This is a genomic window from Methanoregula sp., from assembly GCA_026625165.1.
GTDB lineage: Archaea > Halobacteriota > Methanomicrobia > Methanomicrobiales > Methanospirillaceae > MVRE01.
Genome location: CP112999.1, coordinates 597,016 through 621,264 on the forward strand (window position 1 = coordinate 597,016; position 24,249 = coordinate 621,264).

23 protein-coding genes, 1 tRNA gene and 1 pseudogene are annotated in these 24,249 nt (G+C 55.5%); 10 read left to right on the forward strand and 15 right to left on the reverse strand.

What is annotated here, in order from left to right:
• Nucleotides 1-292: 292 nt before the first annotated feature.
• From OS112_03320 to OS112_03330, 3 genes are all read left to right on the forward strand, one after another.
• Nucleotides 293-1,222, forward strand: a complete 930-nt coding sequence (locus OS112_03320; protein WAC05672.1) for a tyrosine-type recombinase/integrase — start codon at nt 293-295, stop codon at nt 1,220-1,222.
• Nucleotides 1,223-1,386: 164 nt separating this feature from the next.
• Nucleotides 1,387-1,459, forward strand: a tRNA-Gln gene (locus OS112_03325).
• Nucleotides 1,460-1,509: 50 nt separating this feature from the next.
• Entirely contained in the window at nt 1,510-2,331 is an 822-nt protein-coding gene (locus tag OS112_03330; GenBank protein ID WAC05673.1) for a potassium channel family protein, read from the forward strand.
• Nucleotides 2,332-2,475: 144 nt separating this feature from the next.
• Here the strand turns inward: OS112_03330 and OS112_03335 are convergent, their stop codons facing one another.
• The 15 genes from OS112_03335 to OS112_03405 all read right to left on the reverse strand — a co-directional run bounded on the left by OS112_03335 (nt 2,476) and on the right by OS112_03405 (nt 17,420).
• Nucleotides 2,476-2,655, reverse strand: coding sequence for a hypothetical protein (locus OS112_03335; protein ID WAC05674.1), 180 nt, complete (start codon nt 2,653-2,655; stop codon nt 2,476-2,478).
• 331 nt (nt 2,656-2,986) lie between these two features.
• On the reverse strand, nt 2,987-4,252 hold the full coding sequence (locus tag OS112_03340; protein ID WAC05675.1) for a GntP family permease: 1,266 nt from the start codon (nt 4,250-4,252) through the stop codon (nt 2,987-2,989).
• Complete coding sequence (locus OS112_03345; protein WAC05676.1) at nt 4,237-5,034, reverse strand: transposase; 798 nt, start codon at nt 5,032-5,034, stop codon at nt 4,237-4,239. Before OS112_03345 ends, OS112_03340 begins: the two co-directional genes overlap by 16 nt.
• Before the next feature lie 155 nt (nt 5,035-5,189).
• Entirely contained in the window at nt 5,190-6,947 is a 1,758-nt protein-coding gene (locus tag OS112_03350; protein WAC05677.1) for a DUF2070 family protein, read from the reverse strand.
• On the reverse strand, nt 6,947-7,603 hold the full coding sequence (locus OS112_03355; GenBank protein ID WAC05678.1) for a diphthine--ammonia ligase: 657 nt from the start codon (nt 7,601-7,603) through the stop codon (nt 6,947-6,949). The genes OS112_03350 and OS112_03355 overlap by 1 nt, the downstream gene beginning before the upstream one ends.
• A complete protein-coding gene (locus OS112_03360; GenBank protein WAC05679.1) occupies nt 7,600-8,502 on the reverse strand; it encodes a carbohydrate kinase family protein in 903 nt (300 codons plus the stop codon). Before OS112_03360 ends, OS112_03355 begins: the two co-directional genes overlap by 4 nt.
• Nucleotides 8,499-8,837 (reverse strand): DUF555 domain-containing protein, encoded by a 339-nt coding sequence (locus OS112_03365; protein ID WAC05680.1) that lies wholly within the window; start codon nt 8,835-8,837, stop codon nt 8,499-8,501. Before OS112_03365 ends, OS112_03360 begins: the two co-directional genes overlap by 4 nt.
• 18 nt (nt 8,838-8,855) lie before the next feature.
• Nucleotides 8,856-9,383, reverse strand: coding sequence for a nitroreductase family protein (locus OS112_03370; GenBank protein WAC05681.1), 528 nt, complete (start codon nt 9,381-9,383; stop codon nt 8,856-8,858).
• Nucleotides 9,370-9,735 (reverse strand): hypothetical protein, encoded by a 366-nt coding sequence (locus OS112_03375; GenBank protein WAC05682.1) that lies wholly within the window; start codon nt 9,733-9,735, stop codon nt 9,370-9,372. Before OS112_03375 ends, OS112_03370 begins: the two co-directional genes overlap by 14 nt.
• Nucleotides 9,736-9,874: 139 nt before the next feature.
• Nucleotides 9,875-10,210, reverse strand: coding sequence for a DUF5350 domain-containing protein (locus tag OS112_03380; protein WAC05683.1), 336 nt, complete (start codon nt 10,208-10,210; stop codon nt 9,875-9,877).
• Between the two features lie 204 nt (nt 10,211-10,414).
• A complete protein-coding gene (locus OS112_03385) occupies nt 10,415-12,103 on the reverse strand; it encodes an AMP-binding protein (GenBank protein WAC05684.1) in 1,689 nt (562 codons plus the stop codon).
• A 172-nt stretch (nt 12,104-12,275) separates the two neighbouring features.
• Nucleotides 12,276-14,132, reverse strand: coding sequence for a Glu-tRNA(Gln) amidotransferase subunit GatE (gatE, locus tag OS112_03390; protein ID WAC05685.1), 1,857 nt, complete (start codon nt 14,130-14,132; stop codon nt 12,276-12,278).
• Nucleotides 14,122-15,360 (reverse strand): Glu-tRNA(Gln) amidotransferase subunit GatD, encoded by a 1,239-nt coding sequence (gene gatD / locus OS112_03395; protein WAC06128.1) that lies wholly within the window; start codon nt 15,358-15,360, stop codon nt 14,122-14,124. The genes gatE and gatD overlap by 11 nt, the downstream gene beginning before the upstream one ends.
• Nucleotides 15,357-16,838: an argininosuccinate lyase gene (gene argH / locus OS112_03400; protein WAC05686.1), complete on the reverse strand. Its 1,482-nt coding sequence runs from the start codon at nt 16,836-16,838 to the stop codon at nt 15,357-15,359. The genes gatD and argH overlap by 4 nt, the downstream gene beginning before the upstream one ends.
• A 48-nt stretch (nt 16,839-16,886) precedes the next feature.
• The gene (locus tag OS112_03405; protein ID WAC05687.1) at nt 16,887-17,420 is read right to left on the reverse strand and encodes a helix-turn-helix domain-containing protein; all 534 of its coding nucleotides are present in this window, start codon (nt 17,418-17,420) and stop codon (nt 16,887-16,889) included.
• Between the two features lie 201 nt (nt 17,421-17,621).
• Here OS112_03405 and OS112_03410 point away from each other — a divergent pair, with 201 nt between their 5' ends.
• The 7 genes and pseudogenes from OS112_03410 to OS112_03440 all read left to right on the forward strand — a co-directional run bounded on the left by OS112_03410 (nt 17,622) and on the right by OS112_03440 (nt 24,235).
• Nucleotides 17,622-18,608, forward strand: coding sequence for an ABC transporter substrate-binding protein (locus OS112_03410; protein ID WAC05688.1), 987 nt, complete (start codon nt 17,622-17,624; stop codon nt 18,606-18,608).
• Between the two features lie 115 nt (nt 18,609-18,723).
• Nucleotides 18,724-19,518 (forward strand): ABC transporter permease, encoded by a 795-nt coding sequence (locus tag OS112_03415; protein ID WAC05689.1) that lies wholly within the window; start codon nt 18,724-18,726, stop codon nt 19,516-19,518.
• A 2-nt stretch (nt 19,519-19,520) separates the two neighbouring features.
• The gene (locus OS112_03420) at nt 19,521-20,285 is read left to right on the forward strand and encodes an ABC transporter ATP-binding protein (protein WAC05690.1); all 765 of its coding nucleotides are present in this window, start codon (nt 19,521-19,523) and stop codon (nt 20,283-20,285) included.
• A gap of 118 nt (nt 20,286-20,403) precedes the next feature.
• Nucleotides 20,404-20,913, forward strand: a pseudogene (locus OS112_03425) (50S ribosomal protein L16).
• A gap of 390 nt (nt 20,914-21,303) precedes the next feature.
• Nucleotides 21,304-22,794 (forward strand): MFS transporter, encoded by a 1,491-nt coding sequence (locus tag OS112_03430; GenBank protein ID WAC05691.1) that lies wholly within the window; start codon nt 21,304-21,306, stop codon nt 22,792-22,794.
• Nucleotides 22,795-22,841: 47 nt separating this feature from the next.
• Nucleotides 22,842-23,681 (forward strand): fumarate hydratase, encoded by an 840-nt coding sequence (locus OS112_03435; protein WAC05692.1) that lies wholly within the window; start codon nt 22,842-22,844, stop codon nt 23,679-23,681.
• Entirely contained in the window at nt 23,678-24,235 is a 558-nt protein-coding gene (locus OS112_03440) for a FumA C-terminus/TtdB family hydratase beta subunit (GenBank protein WAC05693.1), read from the forward strand. Before OS112_03435 ends, OS112_03440 begins: the two co-directional genes overlap by 4 nt.
• Nucleotides 24,236-24,249 lie beyond the last annotated feature (14 nt).

Sequence of the window (24,249 nt, forward strand, 5' to 3'; positions counted from 1 at the left end):
TGAGGGGTGGGGTATACCTCAGCATCCCCCTTTTTTGGGAATTGGCGGTTTTTCAAACTGAGAAAGTTTATCATGTCCGGTGACCCAAAGAAAAAACATCGGACAAGCCCACCACGCAGCCCCCGGGGTTGATCTCCCGGAGTCTTTTTAGTGCCGTGGCCTTGAGCGTGATGCAGCGGTTCGGTGCAATCCATGGAGCGCAGAGTAGCTGTTCAGCAGGCAAAAATCGATTTGTCGCTAAATGACTATTCTGCGCAAACCTTTAATCAAAAGAGATAATAAAGAATAAACCATGGAAAGCGGTTATTTTTCGGAGTGGCTCAAGAGCTACCGGGATTACCTCCGGATGCGCAATTACTCCGACCGCACACTTGACAGTTACGAACAGGTGATCAAGCATTTCGCGTTTTATGTCTGGTTGCGCCGGCATACTGAAGTGACCAAACTTGTCTTTTACTGGAAAGACCTCCAGAAGGCCCGTCTTGATACCGGTGTCGATGTAAACCCGGTGATGATCACTGATTTTCTTTCATTCTTATCATCGATGCGCACCTACAAACCCAAGACTTTTCACCGTGTTATCTCCACGTTAAGTTCGTTTTACCGTTTTTTATATACGCAGGGTGCTGTTGTGGCAAACCCGATGATCGGGATCGAACGCCCGAGGATAAAACAGCAGGAGGTCAAGTATCTCAAGCACAGCCAGGTGCTACGGCTCATCGACTCCATCCCTGATGAACGGGACAAGCTGATCATACGGACGATTTATGCCACCGGTGTCCGGGTCTCAGAGCTTTGCAACATCAACATCGAGGATATTGACTTTGAGGAGCACACTATCAGGATACGGGGCAAGGGTGACAAGCTCCGTATCGTGTTTGTCGATGATGAGACCCTTGAAGCGATAAAAAATTTTTCCGGTACCCAGATTACCGGCCCCCTCTTTGCAGGGCAGCAGGGCAAAAATATCTCCCCTCGTGCCATCCAGCATATCTTCCGGCACTATGCACCGGTAGGTATCACCCCCCACAAGATCCGGCATAGTTATGCAAGCGAACTGTACAGGCGTTCAAAGAACCTGCGGGTTGTGCAGGAAAACCTCGGCCACACCTCCATCAAAACCACCGAGATATATCTCCACACCGATATCGACGAGCGCCGGCAGGTATACCAGCAGTTCTTCCCGCTCTCCGGCAACAATGAAAAGCCACCGAACATCTGAAATTCTTTTTTATAAACCATATAATGCTATATGAAAACTGGCTGTTTTTTTAATACACTTTTATCGGTAAAAAAACCGGGGCGATGAATATATTTTCTTTTCCGGGAATATGAAGTCCCCCATCGCTTAAATATCGAATCACGCAAATAGTATTGGCACAGCACACCCCCGTAGTGTAGCGGTCAATCATGCAGGACTTTGGATCCGGCGACACCAGTTCGAATCTGGTCGGGGGTATCGTTAACTTTTTCGCAGAACTTTAATAGCAGCGGGTATGAGAAGAGTGCATGCAGGAACGTGTCAGGTTCCGGCTCCGGATCTATATTACCGTGCTTGCCGCAGTCGTCATCTGTGGAACGATCGGCCTGACAGCCGCTGAAGATCTTCACCCGTTTGATGCCTTCTATTTCGTGATTGTGACGATTGCAACGGTAGGGTTTGGCGACATCTCGCCTCAGACTGTACCGGGTAAAATCATCACTCTCGCTGTCATTATTACCGGTGTCGGGTGTTTTGTTGCTCTTGCCGCCAATGTCTTTGAATTTTATATGTCCGAGCGCGAACGCACCGAGCGCCTGCGCAAGATAAACATGCTGGTCGGGGTCTTTTACTCCGAGATCGGGACCGACCTGCTCCGGCGGTTCTCTGCTGCCGATCCCGACCTTGGCGTCATAAAAAACATGCTGGTGGTCTCAACTAACTGGTCAGAAACCGATTTTGTAAACGCCGTATCCACCCTGTCCGGCCACAATGTCAGGCTCGACAGCAGGAACCTCGATCTGCCGGCACTCAACCGGTTCTTATCATCAAACAAGCCGCTCATGGTTGCTATGCTTGAAAACCCATACTTGATCGAACACGATGCTTTTACCGAACTGATGCAGGCGCTTTTCCACCTTACCGAGGAGCTGCGTATCCGTGAACGGCTCATTGAGCTCCCCAAAGCCGATTATGATCACCTTTCAGGCGACGGCAACAGGGTCTACGAACTGCTGATCCGGGAATGGCTGATGTATATGAAGCACTTAAAGACCAACTATCCGTACCTCTTTTCGCTCGCGATGCGTACCAACCCGTTCGATGCGAACGCATCGGTGATCGTCCGGTGAGAAAATTTTAGTGCGAAATGGCAGCAACCAAAAGACCGGTTGTCAGCGGTATCAGAAGTTAGATGCCGCAAAAATTCAGGTACAAATCTCTCTGGATAAACCATAAGTCCATTTTTCACGTTTTAGTTTTGTTCCCGGAATAAATCAGCTTAGTATTCTTGTCCTGAATGAGCTGCCCTGGTGGTGAGCTGTTTTGGCAAGATTGTGTGCATGCACGGTTTTTAAGATCTTGTTGACGACTTTGAGTTGTTCCCGTGTCGGGGGATACTCGGTGTCAGAAACAACAGATTCAACCTGCCTGATAACATCTCCAATATTGGTCATTGGTCAGTTCCCTCCTGAATGGATTTGGAACCTTCGGATCGTCCGGTGATCATGCGCCGCTTCCTGTAATCTGCATCGCAAAAATCCGATGGCTCCTTTTTCTGAATAGTTCTTCATATGATAGTGTGGTTGAAGGAAGCACCATATATAATGCCAAAATCATCACGGTTAATTACAATAACCCTGCAGGGGATTCATTGAACCTGAAGGTTAATCCACAAAAAAAGCCGCGTGGGCTTCCACGCACTGCAGGAAGATCACCCGGTACGGAAATTCAGAATAATTATTTTTTAAAAAAAATTTTTGCATTACAGATGCCCCGAATTATTTCCTACAAAGGCAATCCTATCTCCATTGCAGCAGCCACGACAAACATCATAACACCGAACGCGGCGAGCGGGACCGTGTAGTTCTTAACAACCGTAGCAACATCGTCCCCCGTCGCCCGCTGGACGAGCCAGAAGTACGGGTCGGTGACGTACGACACAATGCATGCGCCGCCACTGATGAGCAGGATGAGCGGGATCGGATGGATGGACGTGGCAATGCCGGTTCCTGCAATGATCTCGCCGGTGATTACCGCAGTCACGACCCGGGAACCCTGGGCTGTCTGGACCAGTGCCGCGAGCAGGAATGGCACGGCAAGCAGCGGGAGGCACGGGATAAGCAGGGAGTACGCCTCCGTTCCCATTGCACTTGCACCGATCACCGCACCGAGTGCTCCCGCCCCGCAGAGGTCAAAGATGATCACGCCCGCGTGTTTTGCGCCAGCGGAAAAAGCGCTTGTCCGGATTGTCGCTGGCGCGAGCGTGAGCGCGGCAATCAGCCCAGCGAACATGACGATCTGGATCAGGATAGATGGCGAGAGCCGGAAGAGCGCGGTGCAGCCTACCATCACAATTCCCATCACGATGAATGGGCACCATGCCTTAAAACGGGACTTTTCCTTTGATACAGGCTGCACTGCCGGTGCAGGCAGTTCACCGGATCCGGATTCTCCAAACCGGTGTCGCATCAGCAGGACAGCTGCGGCAAGCAAAAAAAGCGAGACCGGGATCATGTACAGATCGAAGACAACCGGGGAGATTGCAGCATCGGGAAGTGCTGCAAAGAGCGCGATGATGACCGGCGTCGGGTAGATCAGCGCAAACGATATCAGGCTTCCGAGCGCCGCGGTGTAGAGCAGCCCTTTCCGGTGATTCTTGGAATTTCCCATCCCGTTGATTATGGGCTGCAGGATAACAAATGCCGTGATGCAGCACATCAGCGGGATCGCAAGGATATACCCGGCAAACCCGGAGAGGGCAAACGGCTTTTCTGTAATCGACCTCAGGTCAGAAACGACCTGTTCGATCTGGTGCTGCTCCTGCATCAGCTTTGCGATGACAGCACCTGCGAGGATCACCAGCCCTAACAGTGCAAATATCCTGCCCATACCGTCGATCGCCTGCGAAACAAGGTCATTAAGCGGCATCCCGGATGCAATCCCGAAGAAGAGCGCCCCTGCAAAAAGGATGAGGAACGGCGGAGTACGGTACCTGATTGCAATGACCGAGATGAGGGCGATGGTCAAAAGAAAGATCAGGATGGAGTACATTGCACCTGCTGATCGTGGCACTCCAATACATATAGAAGATTCTCAAAATCCTTCGATGAAAACATGCCATGTCCGGAACAGGCATATACTGGCGCCGTCCTTGTAAGCCTGCGCACCTGCTTTTTTGAAAGCCGGATGCGTTCATGGGTCATCTCGCTGCCTGCCCCGATCGCATCCATCACAAACGAAGCGGTGGCGATATTGAATGCCGCATTCACATCGGCATGCACAACAAACCCGCAGTGCGGGCACTCGAACCGTTTCCGGTACCGCCGGCCGAACCCGCCGCACCTGCTGCACCGTTTGGAGGTGTATGCAGGATTTACATAGATGACGGGGATGCCGGCTTTTTTTGCCTTGCGTTCGACCTGCCGCTGGAGGTGGAAGAACGAGGCATTGTCAAACGAGAATTCAAAATAGTTCGTTGATTCTTTCGTAGGGTCGTGCCGGGGGCTGAAGAGTTTCTCGAATTTGATGCCGGAACCGACCGATTCCGCAAACGAAACGATCTGCCTGCTGATGGTGTGGATCACACCCTTGATGATGCTCCGCTCGCGGCTTTTGAGCTTCTTTAGTTTCCAGAACTTTCCCGATTTTATGAGTTTTGTACAGTTGTTCAGGCAATGGCTGTGAATATATGGTGCATTCTTTCCCAGTTTCATGACCTTCCCGCTCAACGGGTCGGCGGCCACCGCCACATGCCCGGTGGTGTTTAAGTCAACACCGATCCAGCGGGTCCCGGATATCATGGCTGAATGAAATTCGATCACCTTTCCTTTCACGATCGTTCATCCGCTGTACAATAATGCCCTATATTCCGGTAATTCTGTTATTGCTCCCTCCTGTACCTTACAATGAGTAATCAAACGGTTTCCCATAAATACTTTGTTTAAAGAAAAGATTTCTTCGCTTTTTTTTAAAAAAGGAGAGTGCAGCGCTAGACAATTACAATATATGCCACAAGCGAGAGCAGGAATGCCAAAAGGAGCATCGCAAGGGAGAGAGGGGCGACATAGATCAGCATTGCGTTCACCGTGCTTGCGAGCTGTGAGATCCGGTTTGACCCGAAAACGACAATACGGTCGCAGTGCGCCGTACCTGCCGCCACTTCCGCGGGTGCACGGTCAGCAAGGGCAGCACTGACCGCCTGCATGACAAACGGCAGGAACTCCGCAGGTGGCACATGCATTCCCACCGGGTTCTTCCCGGTAATCGTGTTAACTACATGCGAATCGGTAGTCATGATCTCGGCGGCATCCACTCTGGTGAGGACTGCTTCGAGCAGCACCTCCCGCACGCCCTGCGCCATGTTATTGCCATCGATGAGGACATATGCGGTTGTCTGCCCTGCCACATCGATGACAAGCACCTGGATGCCGAGATCCCCAAATCCCTGCTCGCGGGAGAATGGCACGGTCTGGTGGGCGACCCCTATCGCAAACGGCCGGAGCTGTTCGGAAAGACATAACTCCATCGCCGCGTGAGCTGCCTTCATATACTCAGTTGCGGTGAGTGTTGCTGCAAGCACCGGTGACGAGAGGTCGGTCATACAGTTATGCGCATCGACAAACGCAACGTGGGGATACCAGCGGTGCCCTTCTGCCATAATTGCCATGCCGATCGCATAGTCGAGGTCTTCGGTCCGCCGGGGAGAACGCGTGGAGACCAGCAGTATTGCATCCCCAAACCGCTGGACGAGCAGCTGTACCGAACCCGTAGAGATCCTGAAAGAGCGGGTTGCAGTACCGTCGTACTGGAGGTTGCGCTGTGAATCCCTGAGCGCTGCAATCACCTTTAAAATCTCGCTCTCAGAGACGAGGTTGAAATCATGCGTGGCGCATCCATGCGGTACAAGGGTTTCCTCCTCAAAATTATCGTGCAGGATCCGGGGCAGGTTGCCGCCACCGATCTCACCCATGGGGCCGGGGTGCAGATTCGGGACGGTAAAGATGACGCCTTTTCCGTTGCGAAGTTTAAAAAACAGGCTCTCCTGCGGGACAAATATCTCCTCTCCAATCTCGCGGAAGAAGTCCTCCATACCCTTTGACCCGTCTGTAGTATGGGCGATGAATGCGTTGATGAACGCAAGCCCCCGGATCCGGAATGCCCGTTGCAGGGGGCGTTCGATCAGCCAGATCAGGATCGCAAATCCAAGTCCAAAGACGCAGTGGAGCACGAGCGCAAAAATGACAAACCCGCCTGCCGGCGGGAAGAGGAACATGCCGGCAAGGATACCGGTGCCGCTCTGGATGAACGCTGGAAAGAGCATCCGCGGGATCCGGTAGTCGGCGATCGCGACCAGCACAAATAGCCGGAGCCCGAAAACGAACCCAAGCGAGATCGCGTAGAAAAGGAAAACGGGCTCAACCTTGGATATGAATGCGGCAAGCGTGATGATGACCGCAAATACGGTGCAGCTGAGTGCGAGCAGTGCAGACCGGTTCCAGGTCATCGCCTTGCCACTATGCTCGATGAGAGGTTTTGTTACAAGGAACGCAACAAGCGCCGGGAGGGTGAACGCGATGGTCCCAGAGAACGGGATGTTTGAGACCGGCAGGATCACCCATGCACGCACTCCTACGCCATCGATGAGGAGGCCGAGCAGTGCGATAATAACAAGGGAACGTTTCCACGACGGGGCGGTGAACAGGAACCGGGTCAGCTGCCCGAGCTTGACATCACTGCCGATCGCCATCAGGCAAAGCCCCCGAGCAGGAGTTCGCTGCGGCCGCCAGAGGTACGGATTTCCGAGGTTGCCCAGGTGACGGGACGGCCATAGAAAGGTGCATTGAGGGTTAGGCTCTCATATTCCCCGCCCTCTCCGGCAAGGTTGATCCGGTGGCGTGACGCGACTGTTTTGAGCCGTGCAATCAGCCGCTTATCGATATGGGCGCCAAGAAAACTTTCGTCCAGCCCTTCTGCGGCAGTCACGACAATCATCGAATCCATCCGCGATGCGACTTCCTCCAGCAGCAATCCGGTGTCCATCTGCCAGAGCGGGGCAAACACTTCGAGGGATAACTCCTTTGCAATTGAAGTCACCCGCTCATTCTGGTACACGGATGCAACGGCACCGACCACAATCCCTTCGACTGGCAGGCAGGAAAGCCCCTGCAGGAGGTCAGCGAGTTCCTCCTCTTTCCTGCCATGGGTACGGATGTCAACGTACTTCATCCCTGCCACACGTGCGATTACCTGAACTGCATCAAGGTTTGCCGAGTGAAACATGTAGGAATCAGGATTGTCCGGCCTGACCGTTACGAGGAATTCAATATCCTTGTTACTGTCAATCGCCTTCTGGCATGCGAGAATCGAATCCTTGCCTCCGGAAGTGAGTGCTGCCCAGCTCATCCAGATCTCCGCCCGCGTGGTTCTCCAAGACTCCCGAAATGCTGCCGGTACCGCCCCAGCATCGACGCCCAGCCCGGAAGATGGGTCTGGCAGCCGGGGTGCTCGACAACAAACGATGCGGTAACTGTGCCGATCCTGCAGCAGTCAGGCAGAGCATAACCCCTCGCGTACGCGCTGAGAAATCCGGCACGGTAGGAGTCTCCCGCTCCGGTCGGGTCGGCAAGCTGTACCGGTACGACCGGAATAAACGTTTCGTGTCCGTCTTCGTACAGCATGCTCCCGTTCCCGCTCATGGTAAAGACTGCAGTGCTGACCTGCGCAATTAGTGCGTCGCGGCTAATCCCCAGTGTCCTGCACATGTGGCCAACCTCATGCTGGTTTGCAAACAGGATGTCGGTGTTATCAATGATCGAGCCAAGCTGCTCTTTTGTGTACCAGAACACGTCCTGCCCCGGGTCAAAGGACACAAATTCGCTTTTTCCCGCGACCCGGCAGTTGAAGTCCGGATCGGCGGTTGCCATATGGACAAACGGCAGTGCCGGGGCATCTGCAGTGGCAAATGCCTTCGATGCACCCCATTCAAAAAATGTCATCTGGGCGCCGGTATTGTCCGTGAACATGAACGCGGTTGGCGTGTGGGTGTCAGGGACAACAAAGAACTGCTGGCGTACCCCGACATGGTTCAGCCACCGATCGTAGTCAGTACCTGCGAAATCGTCACCAACGCAGGAAACCAGTGTGCAGGGTTCCCCCAGCTTCGCAATTCCTGAGGCAATGTTAGCCGCACCGCCACCAAAAAAGATCCTGCGGTCGGTGATATGCGTGGACGTGTTCGGATCCGGCAGATGGTGCACGGTGGATATATGGTCAATTGCCGTGTGCCCGATGACATGGATCATAGTTCCCGCACGTCCACGAGTTTGAGAGGGACATCCCGCAGCGCCTTTCCCACGACAGATTTTGCGATCTTTTCCGCATGGTCCTTTGACTCTGCACGGAACACTTTCATTTCGAGGGAGAGCCCGACGAGCCCCGTGTCAGCAACGACAATTGCGCTGGAGAGTTCTCCCTCGCAGTGCGGGCAGGAGAGCATCCCCGCCTCGACTTCCACGAACTTTGCTGTAGGGTTGAGCCGTTTGCCCGCTTCGCTGATCGCGATCCCGATTGCATCGTCAAGCGAATTTGCATCCCGAATAATCCACGCTGATTCAAGTGTTACCAGATAATCCGGCATTGTCCTCTCTCCTGACCCTTACCATGCATCCCGGTGGACGTGCTCCGCGACCGGCATCCGTTCCGTCAGGGTGACCGGAACCTGTCCCCTGCCGAGAGCAAGGAGCACAACAGGCCTCGCGTGCTGGGGGAGCCCGAGAATCGCCCTGACTGATTCTTCATCAAACGCTCCCGTCCAGCACGAGTGGAGCTGCCGAGCATGTGCGGCCAGCATCATGTACGTGCATGCGATGGTCGCGTCCTGTACCGCGTACAGGATGCCTCGTTCCCCGTACCTTGACATCGACCGCACATAGTTTGCGCAGACAACGAGGACGGCTGCCGCCTGCCGGATGTGCTCCTGTTCGAAGCTTGCGTCTTTAAGTCCCAGTCTCGCATCCTCATCGGTGACTACCACAACGTCCCATGCCTCAAGGTTTCCGGCGGATGGTGCAGTGGATGCGCAGTCAAGGATGAAAGCGATATCGTCATCTGTAATACTATCGGGGGAATATTCCCGCACCGATGACCTGCTGGTCAGAAACCCCTGGAATTCAGAGGAGTCCATGTTCCGACAGGACCTGCCATGCCTGTTGCGCAGATGTTGTTGAAGCACTGATTGCCGCAGCGATCTTTAACGACGCCTGTTCGGGCTGGTTGCTCTCCACTAAAGAGATCGCCTCATTAAGTGCGTTTATTGACCGCTGGAAATCCTGCTGGCTGGTGCTGTTGTACGCGAACTGTAGTTCGGAACGGACCGCTTCCATTACCATTAGCAGCATCCGCCGCCCGCCCGTACGCTCCGGTTCCGGGAACCCGGGCAAAGAGTTTGCAAGATGGGAAATTACAATCAGTTCTGACTTTGCCCGTTCGCCGAACTGGTAACTTTTTACTGCTGTCGGGAGATCCATATTCACCATAGATACTCACCATAATAGAATGTTTTCATGACAAAAATTTTTCCTGTTTATATGAAAAAGGGGATTATTGAACTTTGGGAGCCTTTGTCACCGGCCCCTCTCTTGAACGAATCCTTCTTTTGGGTGACGGTGCGGTGAATTACCGTGCTGACTTGGCCTTTGCGCCCAGCGCCGAGACCTTAGCGCGCTTCATCCGGCGCCGTATCAGGGGGTTGCCGGTCCTTTCAGGAGCACCGCGGTCTCCGCCACGGCTCCCTCCCCGGCTGCCGCCACTGCGCCTGCCGCCACTGCGCCTGCCGCCACGTCCGCCGAACTGCTGTTCGGCTGCATCGTCAATATTCTTGACTGTTGCTCCCTGCTTGAACCGCTGGTTCGGCCCGGGGGTCTTGAGTTCCGACTCTTTTTTCGGCACGAGCCGGATCTGACCTTTGACCCCTTTTACCTGTGCCCAGATGGTTGTCCCTGTCTTACCCATAATTAAACTCCTTATCTAATTCTGCTGTGCAATTGATAAAGGTTAGGGCACTGTGTTCGGAGCTGTGGAGAGTGAAATGAAAGAAAGGCAGCATCGGGATTTTTTTCACGGGTGCAGCCCGATGCGGTATGTCCCGGCATTATGACGTAATGCCGCACCCGGATCGCGTGTGCTTCCTGTGTGGCTGTTCCGGGTTCGTTCATCTCATCTCTGGTTCCATTCCTCATCATTCCTGTCCTGCCTTTTTATCTCCCGCTCGCGGAGTTCGGTCCTGCGGATCTTTCCTGAGATTGTCTTTGGGAGGGCACTGGTGAATTCGATTGCACGTGGGTACTTATACGGAGCAGTCTCCCGTTTGACATGCTCCTGCAGATCGGTCGCGAGCGATTTGGACGGCTCATAACCGGGTTTGAGTACAACATACGCCTTGACAATCATTCCCCGTATGGGATCCGGTGACCCTACAACTGCTGCTTCCGCCACTGACGGGTGCTCTAACAGGGCACTCTCAACTTCAAATGGCCCGATGCGGTACCCTGACGCCTTGATGACGTCATCGTCCCTGCCGATGAACCAGAAGTTGCCCTCCCTGTCCATAGCCGCCTTGTCATCTGTATAATACCAGCCCTTTACAAAGGACTTCCTGTTTGCCGGTCCGTTGTTAATATATCCGGTAAACAGCCCGACCGGCCGGGGATCAAGCGAGACCGCAATCCTGCCTTCGCGGTCAATGCCCACAAGGTTCCCATGCTTGTCATGGAGCTCGATGTGCCAGCCAGGGGCCGGCCTTCCCATGGAGCCCGGTGGGCATTCCCGTCCCGGTAACGCCCCGATGCAGAGCACAGTCTCGGTCTGGCCGTACCCCTCATAGATTGTGTGGCCGGTCTTTTCTTTCCAGATCCGGATCACCTCGGGGTTCAACGGCTCGCCGGCGCTCACGCAGTGACGGAGCTTTGAGAGGTCATACCTGGACAGGTCGAGGAGGATTAGCATCCGGTAGATCGTGGGCGGACAGCAGAACGTGGTAATCGCGTACTTCTCAATGAGCGGGGGTATCTCTGCTGGATCAAATTTGCCCCGGATATCATAGACAAAGACTGCTGCTCCCGCAATCCACTGTCCGAAGAGGTTTCCCCACGCGCTCTTGGCCCACCCGGTATCGGAGATTGTGAAGTGGAGGTCTGATGGTTTTAAGTCCTGCCAGAGCTGTGCTGTCACGATATGGCCGAGCGGATAACTGTGGTCGTGGAGCACCATTTTGGGGTTGCCGGTGGTTCCGGAGGTGAAGAAGATCACGAGCGGATCCGAAGATTTTGTCATCATTCGGGAGGGCAAATTATCTTCGGCTGGCATTGGTGATGGAAGGGACGCGAGTTCCCCCGGATAACTGATCCAGCCCGGCAGCTCCCCGTCAACTACCATTAACCCGACCTTACCGGACCCCCCTAGCTCAGATTCCTGCACCTTGGGTGCATTCTCAAGGTCAGTAATAACAAGAGAAAACATGCCTGCGCAGAGCCGGTAGGCGATGTCATGGGACGTCAGCATCGTGGGGGCAGGGGTGTAGACAGCCCCAATCTTGGTCAGGGCGACGATAAGTACCCACCAGTCCGTGACTCGCGGGAGCATGATAAATACCCTGTCGCCTTTTTTAATCCCGCTACGGTGCAGGACCCGTGCCGCCATGTCGGATTCATTCTTCAGGTCCCTGAACGTATACCGCTTTTCCTCTCCCTGCCCATTGACCCAGAGGAGGGCGGTTTTCTTTGGTGCCCGCTCCGCCCATGCATCGATTACATCGTAACCGAAGTTGTAGTACTCAGGTACAGTTATGGAAAATCTGCTGTACCGGTCCTCATGATACGGATTGTTTTCCGGAGGGGTGGCAGGCATATATTCCCGTATTGTTGTCTGGATATACTTGAATGTTACAATTGGTTTTGGGTAAGTGCTGAACTATAACAGGTTCAGGATTTGGATATCATACCTAGAATTTATTTTATCTTTATCCATAAAAATAGATTAACAGGTATCTGTTCTGAAAAGATCGATAACCCGGACACTTTTACTTCCCCTTTTTGGCAAGCTCCTGCTCGATCTCCTTTTTTAAAATCTCCGAAACAACCTTCCCGTCCACCGAACCCCGGACCTCCGCCATCACGATTCCCATCAACGGCCCGAGCGCTGCTTTCTGTTTTGCCCGTATAAAGTCCGATTTATCCGCGATGATCTTCTTGATAATGGACTGGAGTTCGTCTCGGGAGATTGCGGGAACGAGTCTATCGAGAGCATCCTTAACACTGCTCCCCGAAGCTACGGAACGGAGCAGATCAGGAATAGCTTCTTTTGCAGCCTTGCCCTGCTGAACCGCATGCCAGATCGCAAGATATGCGTCATCTGGCACATTCCGCATCTCAACACCCTCACGGCGAAGTTCCGTAGATGTGGACAGGAGGGAGAATGCCGCGAGTTTTGGCATTATCCCTTCCTTTATTGCACGTTCGAACAGGGGCAGTCTCTCCGATGAGGCCAGCTGTGCAGCATAGTTTCTGTCTATGCCGAATTCACGTGCATAGCGCTCGGTCTTTGCGGCAAGCAGTTCCGGCACCGCAACCGCAGCCCACCGCTTTTCATCGATAATCACCGGCAGCACATCGGTCTCTGGATACATGCGGGCGGCACCTGGGAGCGGGCGCATGTACGCGGTGCTCCCGGACTCAAGCATCTTCCGCGTCTCCTCTGGTACTGGTTGATCTAATATTGCCATCTTTGCCCGCAGGAGTACCTGCCGTGCGGCACAGCCTGCCTGTTTCTCGTTTGCACCTGCAACAATCACGACACAGTCATGGTCGCCTGCGTTCAACTGCTGCCTGAGGGCTGTTACTTCGTCTGCAGTGATCCCGTATGCCGGCAGTTCATCAGTGTGGAAGATCCCGCCGACCCCACATACCTTCGCGTAATCAGAGATCTCGGAGCCGAGCCGGCGGTCAGGCTGGATCTCTCTCCTGACCAGCCCGGCAAACCCGGGAAGGATAATCGCATCGATCCGCTTCGCTTTTTTGAGGATAGCGGATTTTGTCTCCTTAAAGAGTGCCGTGATATCGGTCACCCTGCTCTCATCAACTGCCGCCCCCCGCTTCTTCAGCTCATTGCGGATGGAAATCAGGTTCTGCTGCCGCTGCACCTCGCGACGGACCGCTTCTGCGATGAGGTCGAGCTCCTGCACGCCCTTGATCTCGACCCTGGCGCCACCGTCAATTGAGATGTTCACGTCCTGCCGGATCGTCCCTATCCCGCGCTTCACCTTTCCTGTGGAGCGCAGAACCATGCCGATGTGCTCTGCGACCTGCTGGACCTCCTCTGGCGTGTGCATGCAGGGAGAGGTCGTGATCTCGATGAGCGGGATCCCGAGCCGGTCAAGCGAAAAGCAGTCATTTTTTACCCGCTGTGCTGCCTCCTCCTCAAGGCAGACGGTCTCAATCCGTCCGCCGCCCGGGAGGTCGCCGTTCGTTGCAACAAGGGCAGTGCGCTGGAACCCGCTCGTATTCGAACCGTCGATAACGAGCTTGCGCATCGTGTGAACCTGTGGGATGGGCGTCATGGAGAACATCTTAGCGATTGTTAGGCAGACCGTGAGCGCCTCGTCGTTGAGAGGCGCCGGGGGCTCCTCGTCGTTCTCCACGAGGCATGTGGTATCGTAGGTATAATACGTGTATTTCCGGTCCCTTTTCATCTCCTCCTGCGCCGCCCGGTCGATCTCGCCCATCTCGCTCTCAGTTGCCCTGAGGAACCTGAAGAATTCTCCGGAATGCTCAGCAGTGTCGCGGAGCAGCGTTGGGCAATGGCAGAAGAGCTTCTCCTGCGTGTTCAGCTGCTGGTGGATCTCGATACCTGCGATAAGCCCGGTCTTCTCAGAGCCCATGGAGGCTCCTCCTGTTGCATTCACCGGCACGGTCAGCCTGCATCAGCGCAGATACTTTCTTTCGGCCGGGCTCCTGTCCAAGCACCCACATCAGCTTTGTGAGAGCCACTTCCGGGAGCATGTCGCCGCCTTCAATCACTCCAATGTTCAACAGGTCGCGGCCGGTATCATAGACCCGGTCGCAGACCCTGCCATTCAGACACTGTGAGGTCATCACAACCACCGTCCCGTCATCGATGAGCGAGCGCAGGGACGGGATGAGGTCCGTGCTGGTGTGCCCGAGCCCGGTACCGGCGATCACAAGGCCACGGTACCCGGAAAATGCATCGAGAATCCCAGGTGACATGCCCGGGTAGAACTGGACAAGCCCGCACTGCTCCTCCAGTTTTTCATGGAGCGCGAGCGTGTGTGCCCCGCGCCGCACCGCCTCGGGAGCAAGGATAACCCTGCGCGAGGGGTAGTCCACAAAACCGATTGGCGGGATGCCGATGCTCCTGAACGCATCCCTGCGAGACGTATGCATCTTGCGCACCCGGGTGCCGCGGTGGATCGCGCACCGGTCATCGCTCATGGTTGCATGCATCACCACCGCCACTTCGCCAAGATCGCTTGTTGCCGCGCTGGCTGCGCAGACCGCGTTCATCGCGTTGTCGCTTGACGGCCGGTCGGCAGACCGCTGCGATCCGACAAAGATGACCGGTACCGGGGTCTCAAGCATGAAGCTGAGCACCGATGCACTGTACGCCATCGTGTCAGTGCCATGGGTGATGATCACTCCCGCCACTCCGGTTTTTATCTCATCATACACAGCACGGGCAAGCACCTGCCAGATTGACGGTGTCATGTTCTCGGACAGGATCGTTGATATCGGCTTTGCCCTGTAATTTGCCACCTGTGCCAGTTCAGGGATTGCAGTGAGGATATCTCGTGCGTCAAACTGGCTGGTGACCGAGCCGGTCCGGTAATCGATGCGGCTTGCAATTGTGCCCCCGGTCGACACGATCGCGAGGTCGGGGAGGCCACTACCGGGTGCCACTTCGGTTTTTTTTGCCGGTGCCGGTTGAGTTCGTTTTACAAAGGTGCAGGATCCCGGCAGAATACCTATATTATACCCGGAATCAAGTTTTACGACAGCCATTTCGTCGCGGCTGGTGATGTATGTGCCGGTCTTTTTCTGTCCCCCGACTTCGCAGCTGACAATGTCCCCCGGAGTGAACTGGGCGGTTATGGTACCAGCCTCCGAGCTTCGGTGATAAGATCGTCTTTTGCCTTTGAGAGTTTTGTGAGCCGCTCGTCGATAAGAGTCGAATCAGTATCAAGTTGTTTTTTGCACTCCTCGATTGCGATCTTCACTGCAAGCGGGGCCGGGCCCCCGGATACCTTGCGCAGGGCGATCGAAGCGTCCACATCCAGCGCCTCCCGGATCTGGTCCTGCGTGAGCCCTTTCTCTACAAACGAGATCCCTGCGTTGAGTTCCCGTGCCGCAGTATCCAGCGTCTCAAGGTTGAGGTACCCTTTCTGCACCGCTCTCCCTACAATATTGTGGGCAGTGCGGAACGCTAAGCTGTAGTTCCGGACAAGCGTATCGGCAAGCTCGGTTGCCGTGGCGAAGTTTTTCCCTGATTCCTCCCGCATCCGTTTGGTATCAAAGGTTGCGCTTGAGAGCATGTCCACGAGCATGCGCAGGCTCTCTTTTGCGTCCCGCATCCCGCGCCAGATATTGGGGGTGAGTTCCTGCAGGTCCCGGTTGTAGCTCATCGGGAGCCCTTTGACCGTCAGGAGCGCACCCGTGTACGCCCCAAAAACCGATCCGGTCTTTGCCCGCATGATCTCTGCGATATCCGGGTTCTTCTTCTGGGGCATGATGGAGGACGTCGAACAGAATGCATCGTCAAGGGTGACGAACCTGACAAACCACGTGCTCCAGATGATCAGGTCCTCGCAGAGCCGGCTCACATTTGCCATCAGGATGGAAAGATCGGCGAGCGTTTCTAAGGCAAAGTCCCGGGTTGCCACTGCATCCATCGTGTTGGTGACCAGCCCTTCGAACCCAAGGAAGCCTGCGGCAAGTTCGCGGTTGATGGGATAGCCGGTGGATGCAAATGCAGCTGCGCCAAGCGGGCTTAAGTTTATCCGGATATATGCTTCCTTTAACCGGTCGAAGTCCCGTGAGAACGCCTGTTCGTACGCGAGAAGGTGGTGGGCGAGCGTGGTCGGCTGGGCGTGCTGCATATGGGTGAAACCGGGCATGACGCTGTCGATATGCTGTGCGGCAAGGGCGACCAGCACCTCCCGCACCTTGAGGAGCGCTGCCATCTGCTTGAGGACATCGTCGCGCAGCTTGATCCGGATGCAGGTGGCGACCTCGTCATTGCGCGAGCGCCCCATGTGCATGCGCCCGCCGGCTTCCGCACCGACTGCTTCGATGAGGAGTGCCTCGATGCCTGCGTGAACGTCCTCGAAACGATCATCAAACACCTCCTCCGGTACCCCTTCATCATAGAGTTCGAGGAGCGCGGGCAGGATCTGTTTCGCGATATCGCGGTCGATGATCTTCTGTTTGTCCAGCATCAGCACATGCGCAATATCCACCAGCACGTCGGCATCGGCAATACACCGATCCGCACGCATCGATGAGAGGAAATGCATCATCTCGCCTGTCCTCTCCCCCGAGAGGCGCCCCAGCCTCACAACATCGGTTCGCATCCGTTCACCATCCGGTATGTACTCTTTTCTTTTTGGTCGGCGGGCTCTTTAAATCCACGCCTTTTTTGCGGCGAGTTCGATAGCCCGCTGCACCGATTCGCGGGGGATGATCGTCGCCACCGGTACATGGACGAGCTGCTCGATGATGCTGCTGACGATCGGGGCACAGACGATCGCGATTGCACCTTCCCGTTCCGCCCGCACTGCTGCGACAATCGCATCTTCCATCGTGTGGACGGGGTATTCGCGTACCCGCATGCGGTGCCCGTCGATATCCGCAACCCGCTCTTCCACGCTCTCCAGCACCGGGCGGGCTGCGATCAGCCCGATGAACTCCTCGTCACTTACATGGTAGAGATGACGCAGGGCGCGGACGATCTCCCTGAGCGTGGAGAGGTTCGGGGAACGTCTTCCATGCAGGAGTTTATAGAGCGAGCTCTGGGAGATCCCGCTCTTTTCCGAGAGCTCGCGCACACTGATCCTGAGCTCATGTTTCAGGAGATTATTGAGCGTCCCGACAAATTCATCATCAGAGATGAGCGCTGCGCGCACGAGCCGGTCGATAGGGTCCACTTGTGCCATATACTGAGTACAATTGTGCCAAATCCTGAAAAATTTTTTTATTATTGTGCCAAAAGTGATCAAAAAGATACCTGGCTCATCGACTTTTTTGTAAAAAAATATTATCCAATTGTGAAGTTTATCTGGGCAAAATATCACAAAAAGAGAAAATAATTGTCCAAATCGGATATTTTTTAATAGTGGCCGCACAACAGTTCCCCCATGAAAAGAATCTCTCTTGCAGTGTTTGCCATTCTGGCAGTCGCACTTGTACTGTTAACCGCCGGCTGCACCCAGCCGCAGACATCCTCCAAAGTGACCGAGATCCGCATCGGGTACCAGCCAAGCACCCACCAGATGGCCGAGATCACCGCCATGAGCAAGGGCTGGTGGCAGCAGGATCTTGCCCCGCTTGGTGTCGTCAATGTTTCCGACAAGGTCTTCCCGAGCGGCCCGCCCGAGATGCAGGCAATGCTTGCAGGTGACCTCGATGTTGCCTACGTTGGTGCAGCCCCGGTCCTCTCCGCGCTCGCCACCGGGCTTGATGCTAAGATCGTTGCAGGTGTCAACTCGCAGGGCTCCGACCTTGTTGTCAGCAACGACCTTGCCTATACGGGCCCGCACAGCCTTTCTATGAAAACGATTGCCACGTTCCCGGCGGGGAGCATCCAGGACACCATCCTCCGGGACTGGCTCAAGAAGAACAACCTCACCCCTGACAAGGATGTCTTCATCAAGGGCATGACCCCGGGCGATGCAGTAACGGCGATTACGGCCGGCAAGGTCGATGCCATCTTCCTGCCGACACCCTCGCCGAGCACGGTCGTGAACCAGGGCAAGGGCAGGATCGTTGTCCATTCCGGTGAGATGTACCCCAACCACACCTGCTGTGTCCTCGTGGTCAGCGGCAAGTTGATCCGCGAGCACCCGGAGATCGTCCGGCAGATCATAAAGACCAACGATCGGGCAGTTGCCTTTAACCAGCAGAACCTTGACGAAGCAGCAGCGATCTATGCCAACAAGACCGGTGCGAACCTGGCAGACGTGAAGGCCTCTCTGAAAGAATGGGACGGCAGCTGGGTTTCGGACCCCAGTATCATCGTCAGCCCGGTCCTTGACTATGCGAAGATCCAGTACGACCTCGGGTACATCAAGAAGCCCCTGACCAAAGAGGAGATCTTCGACCTGAGCTTCTACCAGAAGAGCTAAAACCGCTTCGTCCCCCAACCTTTTTTTGCAGTTACGCACTGGTACTATAAGGATAATCCGCAAGAGCCCGGTTGCGGGGGAGCCGGGCCGCGGTTTATGCATTGATCCAAAGGAGATGACCACCATCGGAAGCATGGTACACAGGATCAGGAAACACTGGCTCGGCGCCCTTGCCATAGTCCTTGCCCTCGTTGTCTGGGAGTGCTATGCCTCGTTTATCGTCAGGAACAGTTTCCTGCTCCCGGGCCCTACAGACGTTTTCCACGCCTTTTTCAGCCTTCTTTCGAAAGGGATCCTCCTTGCCGATTTCGAGGTGAGCCTGTTGCATTTCGCTATCGGCCTTACCGGCGCCCTCCTCATCGGCATCCCGATCGGCATTGCGATGGGATGGAACCGCCAGGCCGACGAGTTCCTCAACCCCCTCATCGAGATCCTCCGGCCGATCCCCCCGCTCGCGTGGATCCCGTTTGCGATTATCTGGTTTGGCTTCACGCCGGTCTCGGCCGGCTTCGTCATCTTTATCGGGGCGGTCTTTCCTATCCTGATTAACACCTATACCGGCTTCCGGGGCGTTCCCCGCATTTTTGTCGAGGCTGGAAGGATGCTCGGGTGCAACAGGACGAAGGACCAGATACGGTACATCGCGTTCCCGGCTGCCCTGCCGTCCGTCGTCTCCGGGATCCGGATCGCGACCGGAGTCGGGTGGATGTGCCTGGTTGCCGCGGAACTCTTTGGCGTCTCCAACAACGGTCTAGGAAAAGACCTCTGGTTTTACTACAACCTCCACCAGATGGATGCCGTGGTGGTGTACATGATCCTCCTCGGCCTGATCGGCCTTGTTATCGACATCGTTTTCCGGTACTATATTGACCGGCACTTTCTGAAGTGGCGGACTGGGGAGGTTGCCTGAGCATGGGCAAGCTCCAGATCCTTAACCTGAACCAGTTCTTCCCGCGGGACGACGGCAGCCGGCTCCATGTGCTGGAAAACTTCAGCCTTGAGGTGCAGGACAAGGAGTTTGTCTGCATTCTCGGCCCGTCTGGCTGCGGGAAGACGACGCTGCTGCGCCTGATTGCGGGCCTTGATGCCGCGGAGTCGGGTGCAATACTCCTTGACGGCGAGGAGATGAGAGGCACGAACCCGAAAGTGGGGATTGTCTTCCAAGAGTACTCACTCTTTCCCTGGCGCAATGTTCTCGACAATGTCGCGTTCGGGCTCGAGATGCAGGGTATGGAACGGGATGAGCGGCACCGGCAGGCTGCCCGGTATCTCGATCTCGTGGGCTTAACCCAGTTTGCGAATAGCTACCCGTCTGAGCTCTCCGGCGGGATGCGCCAGCGGGTCGCGGTTGCCCGGGCGCTCGCCCTCGACCCGGTCGTGCTCCTGATGGACGAGCCGTTCGGGGCCCTCGATGCCCAGACCCGGAACATGCTCCAGCACGAGCTCCTTACGATCTGGGAGAAGACAAAAAAGACGATCATCTTCATCACCCATAGCGTTGATGAAGCGGTCTTTTTGGCAGACCGTATCGTCGTGCTCACCCCCCGGCCCGGCCGGGTCTGCGAGACCATCCCCCTTGAACTGCCGCGACCGCGGGACCGGACAAGCATCGAGTTTGCGAAGTTCCGGCGCCACGTGCTCGACCTGATCAACCTGCCGAAGTGTGAGCTCCAGTAAGGTTTAATACGCCTCATTTCCATTTTATACAAGCAGTTTGTGCAGCGCATTCGCATGATATCTGATTTTTTGCAGATTTTTCATGCCCGCTCATACATTCTTTAAGGAGAAGGACGCGATGGTTAGAAAACCGGGAAAGATGTACAGGAACATTTCAAAGAAAGCCTATACGCGCCGTGAGTATATGGGCGGTGTTCCGGGAAGCAAGATCGTACAGTTCGAGATGGGTAACCTCACGCAGGAGTTTCCGACGCAGATCGATCTGTTGATTGATGAAGCGTGCCAGGTCCGGCACTCGGCGCTGGAAGCCGCACGCATCAGCATCAACCGCAGGCTGATGAAAGACGTTGGCAGGGCAAACTTCCACTTCAAGGTCCGGGTTTATCCCCATCATGTCCTCAGAGAGAACAAACAGGCAACCGGCGCCGGTGCCGACCGTGTTTCGGAAGGGATGCGCCTTGCATTCGGCAAGGCAGTGGGCACCGCTGCACGCGTCGCGTCAAACCAGCGCATCTTCACGGTCTTCTCCACACCGGCATACCTTGAGAAGGTCAAGGACGCGCTCCGCAACGGTGCACACAAGCTCCCGTCCCCGTCCCACATCAAGGTGAGCACCATCAAGGTGAGCGGGAGGATTATTGCGCCCAAGTTTGCTGAAGAGAAGGTTGTCGCGGCACCGGTCGTTGCCGCTGAAGATCCAAAGGAAGCGGAGGCTGCAGCGGCAAAGGGCGGCAAGGAGCCGGTGGCAAAGGGCAAGGATGCAGGTAAAGCCGGCAAGGAGCCTGCAAAGGGTGCTGAAGAGAAGAAAGGCGCAGAACCCGCAAAGGGCGCCAAAGGCAAGAAATAATTTTTTCAATATTCCTTCATTTTTTCATTACCTCTTTAATCACCCGTTTTTCCCAACCATGTTTTTGATTTTGTCCCTGTAATCGATCAGTGGGGATCTGCGACCTGTCCTGTGAAAAACAGGAGAGCACATATCCCGGAAATCCCTACATTAGTCTTATGGGTGCAAACCGTGAATGCGGAGATCCCTGACGCAACTCCTGAAGTCCCTGCGATCTGCCATGTTCCCCCTACGCCGCTGACATCGACGGGAAAACAGGTCGTCATACTTATCGCCGTCCTCGCCGGTTTCCTTACTCCCTTCGACGGCTCCGCAGTCAACATCGCGCTCCCGACTATCGGGGCTGCGTTTCACATGGATGCGATCGCCCTGTCATGGGTGGCCACCACCTACCTTCTTTCCTCCGTCCTCTTCCTTGTACCGTTCGGCAAGATCGCCGACATTTACGGCAGGAAGAAAATTTTTCTGTATGGGATAGCGATCTTTGGGGCAGCATCGCTGGTGATGACCATGGTGCCCTCTGCCGGCTTGCTACTTGCAGTCCGCATCGTGCAGGGGTTCGGGGCGTCCATGATCTTCGGGACTTCGGTTGCGATCTTAACATCTGTCTTCCCCCCCGGAGAACGGGGACGGATGCTTGGCATCTACATCACTGCGGTGTACATGGGCCTGACCCTTGGCCCGTTCCTTGGGGGCATCCTTACCGAAAATTTCGGGTGGCGGAGCATTTTTTTTATCAATGTCCCGATTGCTGTCTTGATAATTCTCCTCGTCCTCACAAAACTTGAAGGAGAGTGGTCCGAATGCAAAGGTGAAACGTTCGACCTTACCGGTTCGGTCCTGTACGGCCTCGCTCTGGTCGCCGTCATGCTAGGGTTCTCAGAGCTGCCATCGGCTGGCGGGGTGATGCTTGTCCTTGTCGGGTTTTTGCTCGCAATCGCGTTCATCCGGTTCGAGCTGCGGCAGGAATGTCCGGTCCTGAACATGCGGCTCTTTTCCGGGAGCAGGGTCTTTTTATTCTCGAACATCGCAGCGCTGATTAACTATAGTGCAACATATGCAGTCTCCTTCCTCCTCTCCCTCGACCTCCAGTATACCAGGGACTTCTCGCCGGAATATGCCGGGATCATCCTGATCGCTGCCCCTCTCGTTCAGGCGGCAGTATCACCCTTTGCGGGCCGGCTCTCGGATAAAATTGAGCCGGGGATCATTGCCTCCGTCGGAATGGCGATCTCTGCGCTCGGCCTGTTCCTGTTAACTTTCCTTAACGAAACGACGCCCCTGTGGTTCATCGTCATGTCACTGGCAGTGCTCGGGCTGGGTTTCGGCATTTTCTCTTCCCCGAATACAAATGCCATCATGAGCGCGGTTGAGAAGAAGTACTACGGGGTCGCATCAGGGATCGTGGGCACGATGCGCCTTTTGGGCCAGATGCTCTCTATGGGGATCGCGACAATGATCTTTGCCATTGTGATCGGCAGGGTCGAGATAACCCCGGAGTACTATCCCGCATTTGCTGTGAGCGTCCATTACACGTTAATCCTGTTCACGGTCTTCTGCGTGATCGGGATTTACGCATCCCTTATCCGAAGAAACCCGGGCAGGAGGGACCAGGTACTGGGAACAGATAAGGGACACCGGCAAATCCGCCGGGGACAATAGACCGGTATCCCAAATCCTTATCACCGCCCCTCCCGAACACTTTTCTGATGAGAAGGGGCAGCGCAGCCTTCCTGCGTAAGCGGATATCGGAGGCCACGGAAGAGGCTGTAAAAGAGGCGGTTATTTTCCTGCCGCCCGATGTGAAGCGTGCGATACAGAGGGCGGCAGCTGCGGAAACAGACCCGGTGGCACAGGGTGAGTTTGCCAATATACAGGAAAACATCGCAGCTGCTGAAGGACTTGCGGTCCCGCTCTGCCAGGACACCGGTGTGCCGGTCATCTACCTTACCCTTCCACCGGATGTACCGCTGACCAAGGACTTGTACGACGCCGTTATTGAGGGTGTCCGCAGGGCGACCAGGTCCGTCCCGCTCCGCCCAAATGTCGTTGACCCTCTTTCCCGGCATAACACTGGTGACAATACCGGTGATGGCATGCCTGCAGTACACGTGAGACCTGGCGACAAGCTTACCGTGACAGTACTTCCCAAAGGGGCGGGCGCCGAGAATGTGTCGCGCATCACAATGCTCCTGCCTTCCCAAAAAGACGAGATCGGGAAGTTTGTTATCGAGACGGTGCTGCTTGCCGGGGGAAAACCCTGTCCGCCGGTAGTGCTCGGGGTCGGGATCGGCGGGACTTTTGATGGCGCGGCGACGCTCGCAAAGGAGGCGCTGCTGCTCCCCATTGATTCGATGACAGAGTATGAGCAGCAGCTCTGCAATGCGGTAAACCGCCTCGGGATCGGCCCTATGGGGCTTGGGGGTAAAACGACAGCTCTCGCCGTCAAGGTCAGGACTGCCGCGTGCCATACAGCATCTCTCCCGGTCGCTGTCAATGTCCAGTGCTGGGCATGCCGCCGGGCCACTGTCGAGGTGAAGAGGACATGAAAAAGCCGGCACAGCTCAAAACCCCGCTTGGCAGTGAAGTGCTCGGGCTCCATGCCGGCGACCATGTCGAGCTCTCCGGGATGGTATACACCGCACGGGACGAAGCGCACCTGCGCATGCAGGAGGAGGGTATCCCCTTTGACCCGGACGGCGCTGCAGTATACCACTGCGGCCCGGTCGTGCAGGATAACCGGATCATCGCAGCAGGGCCTACGACATCGTCGCGGATGAATGCTCTCTCCGGCTTCCTCATCGCAAGGGGTGTACGGGCGCTGATCGGGAAAGGAGGTATGGGCAGCGCGGTGCGTGAGCAGCTCCGGGGAAAGGGAGTGTATCTCGCGTTCACGGGCGGGTGTGCTGCGCTTGCCGCCTCACACATGGCGCTCCGTGGCGTTTATTTTGAAGACCTCGGGATGGCGGAAGCGGTCTGGGCAATTGAGCTTGACAGACTGCCCCTCGTCGTGGGGATCGATGCACAGGGAAACGACATCTTTGATCTCATCCGCGCCCGTGCGGAAAAAGAGTTTGAACGGTATTGCAGGGGCCAGCCCTGAACCAACCATAATGT

Coding starts and splice junctions, on each gene's coding strand:
- OS112_03340 (WAC05675.1), bottom strand. CDS start 4,252: ATGTACTCCATCCTGATCTTTCTTTTGACCATCGCCCTCATCTCGGTC.
- OS112_03415 (WAC05689.1), top strand. CDS start 18,724: ATGACCACCATCGGAAGCATGGTACACAGGATCAGGAAACACTGGCTC.
- argH (WAC05686.1), bottom strand. CDS start 16,838: ATGCGAACCGATGTTGTGAGGCTGGGGCGCCTCTCGGGGGAGAGGACA.
- OS112_03320 (WAC05672.1), top strand. CDS start 293: ATGGAAAGCGGTTATTTTTCGGAGTGGCTCAAGAGCTACCGGGATTAC.
- OS112_03420 (WAC05690.1), top strand. CDS start 19,521: ATGGGCAAGCTCCAGATCCTTAACCTGAACCAGTTCTTCCCGCGGGAC.
- OS112_03350 (WAC05677.1), bottom strand. CDS start 6,947: ATGGCGATCGGCAGTGATGTCAAGCTCGGGCAGCTGACCCGGTTCCTG.
- OS112_03360 (WAC05679.1), bottom strand. CDS start 8,502: ATGATCCATGTCATCGGGCACACGGCAATTGACCATATATCCACCGTG.
- OS112_03440 (WAC05693.1), top strand. CDS start 23,678: ATGAAAAAGCCGGCACAGCTCAAAACCCCGCTTGGCAGTGAAGTGCTC.
- OS112_03410 (WAC05688.1), top strand. CDS start 17,622: ATGAAAAGAATCTCTCTTGCAGTGTTTGCCATTCTGGCAGTCGCACTT.
- OS112_03370 (WAC05681.1), bottom strand. CDS start 9,383: ATGGACTCCTCTGAATTCCAGGGGTTTCTGACCAGCAGGTCATCGGTG.
- OS112_03355 (WAC05678.1), bottom strand. CDS start 7,603: ATGAGCTGGGCAGCACTCACTTCCGGAGGCAAGGATTCGATTCTCGCA.
- gatE (WAC05685.1), bottom strand. CDS start 14,132: ATGGGCTCTGAGAAGACCGGGCTTATCGCAGGTATCGAGATCCACCAG.
- OS112_03405 (WAC05687.1), bottom strand. CDS start 17,420: ATGGCACAAGTGGACCCTATCGACCGGCTCGTGCGCGCAGCGCTCATC.
- OS112_03385 (WAC05684.1), bottom strand. CDS start 12,103: ATGCCTGCCACCCCTCCGGAAAACAATCCGTATCATGAGGACCGGTAC.
- OS112_03330 (WAC05673.1), top strand. CDS start 1,510: ATGCAGGAACGTGTCAGGTTCCGGCTCCGGATCTATATTACCGTGCTT.
- OS112_03375 (WAC05682.1), bottom strand. CDS start 9,735: ATGGTGAATATGGATCTCCCGACAGCAGTAAAAAGTTACCAGTTCGGC.
- OS112_03365 (WAC05680.1), bottom strand. CDS start 8,837: ATGCCGGATTATCTGGTAACACTTGAATCAGCGTGGATTATTCGGGAT.
- OS112_03435 (WAC05692.1), top strand. CDS start 22,842: ATGAGAAGGGGCAGCGCAGCCTTCCTGCGTAAGCGGATATCGGAGGCC.
- OS112_03380 (WAC05683.1), bottom strand. CDS start 10,210: ATGGGTAAGACAGGGACAACCATCTGGGCACAGGTAAAAGGGGTCAAA.
- OS112_03335 (WAC05674.1), bottom strand. CDS start 2,655: ATGACCAATATTGGAGATGTTATCAGGCAGGTTGAATCTGTTGTTTCT.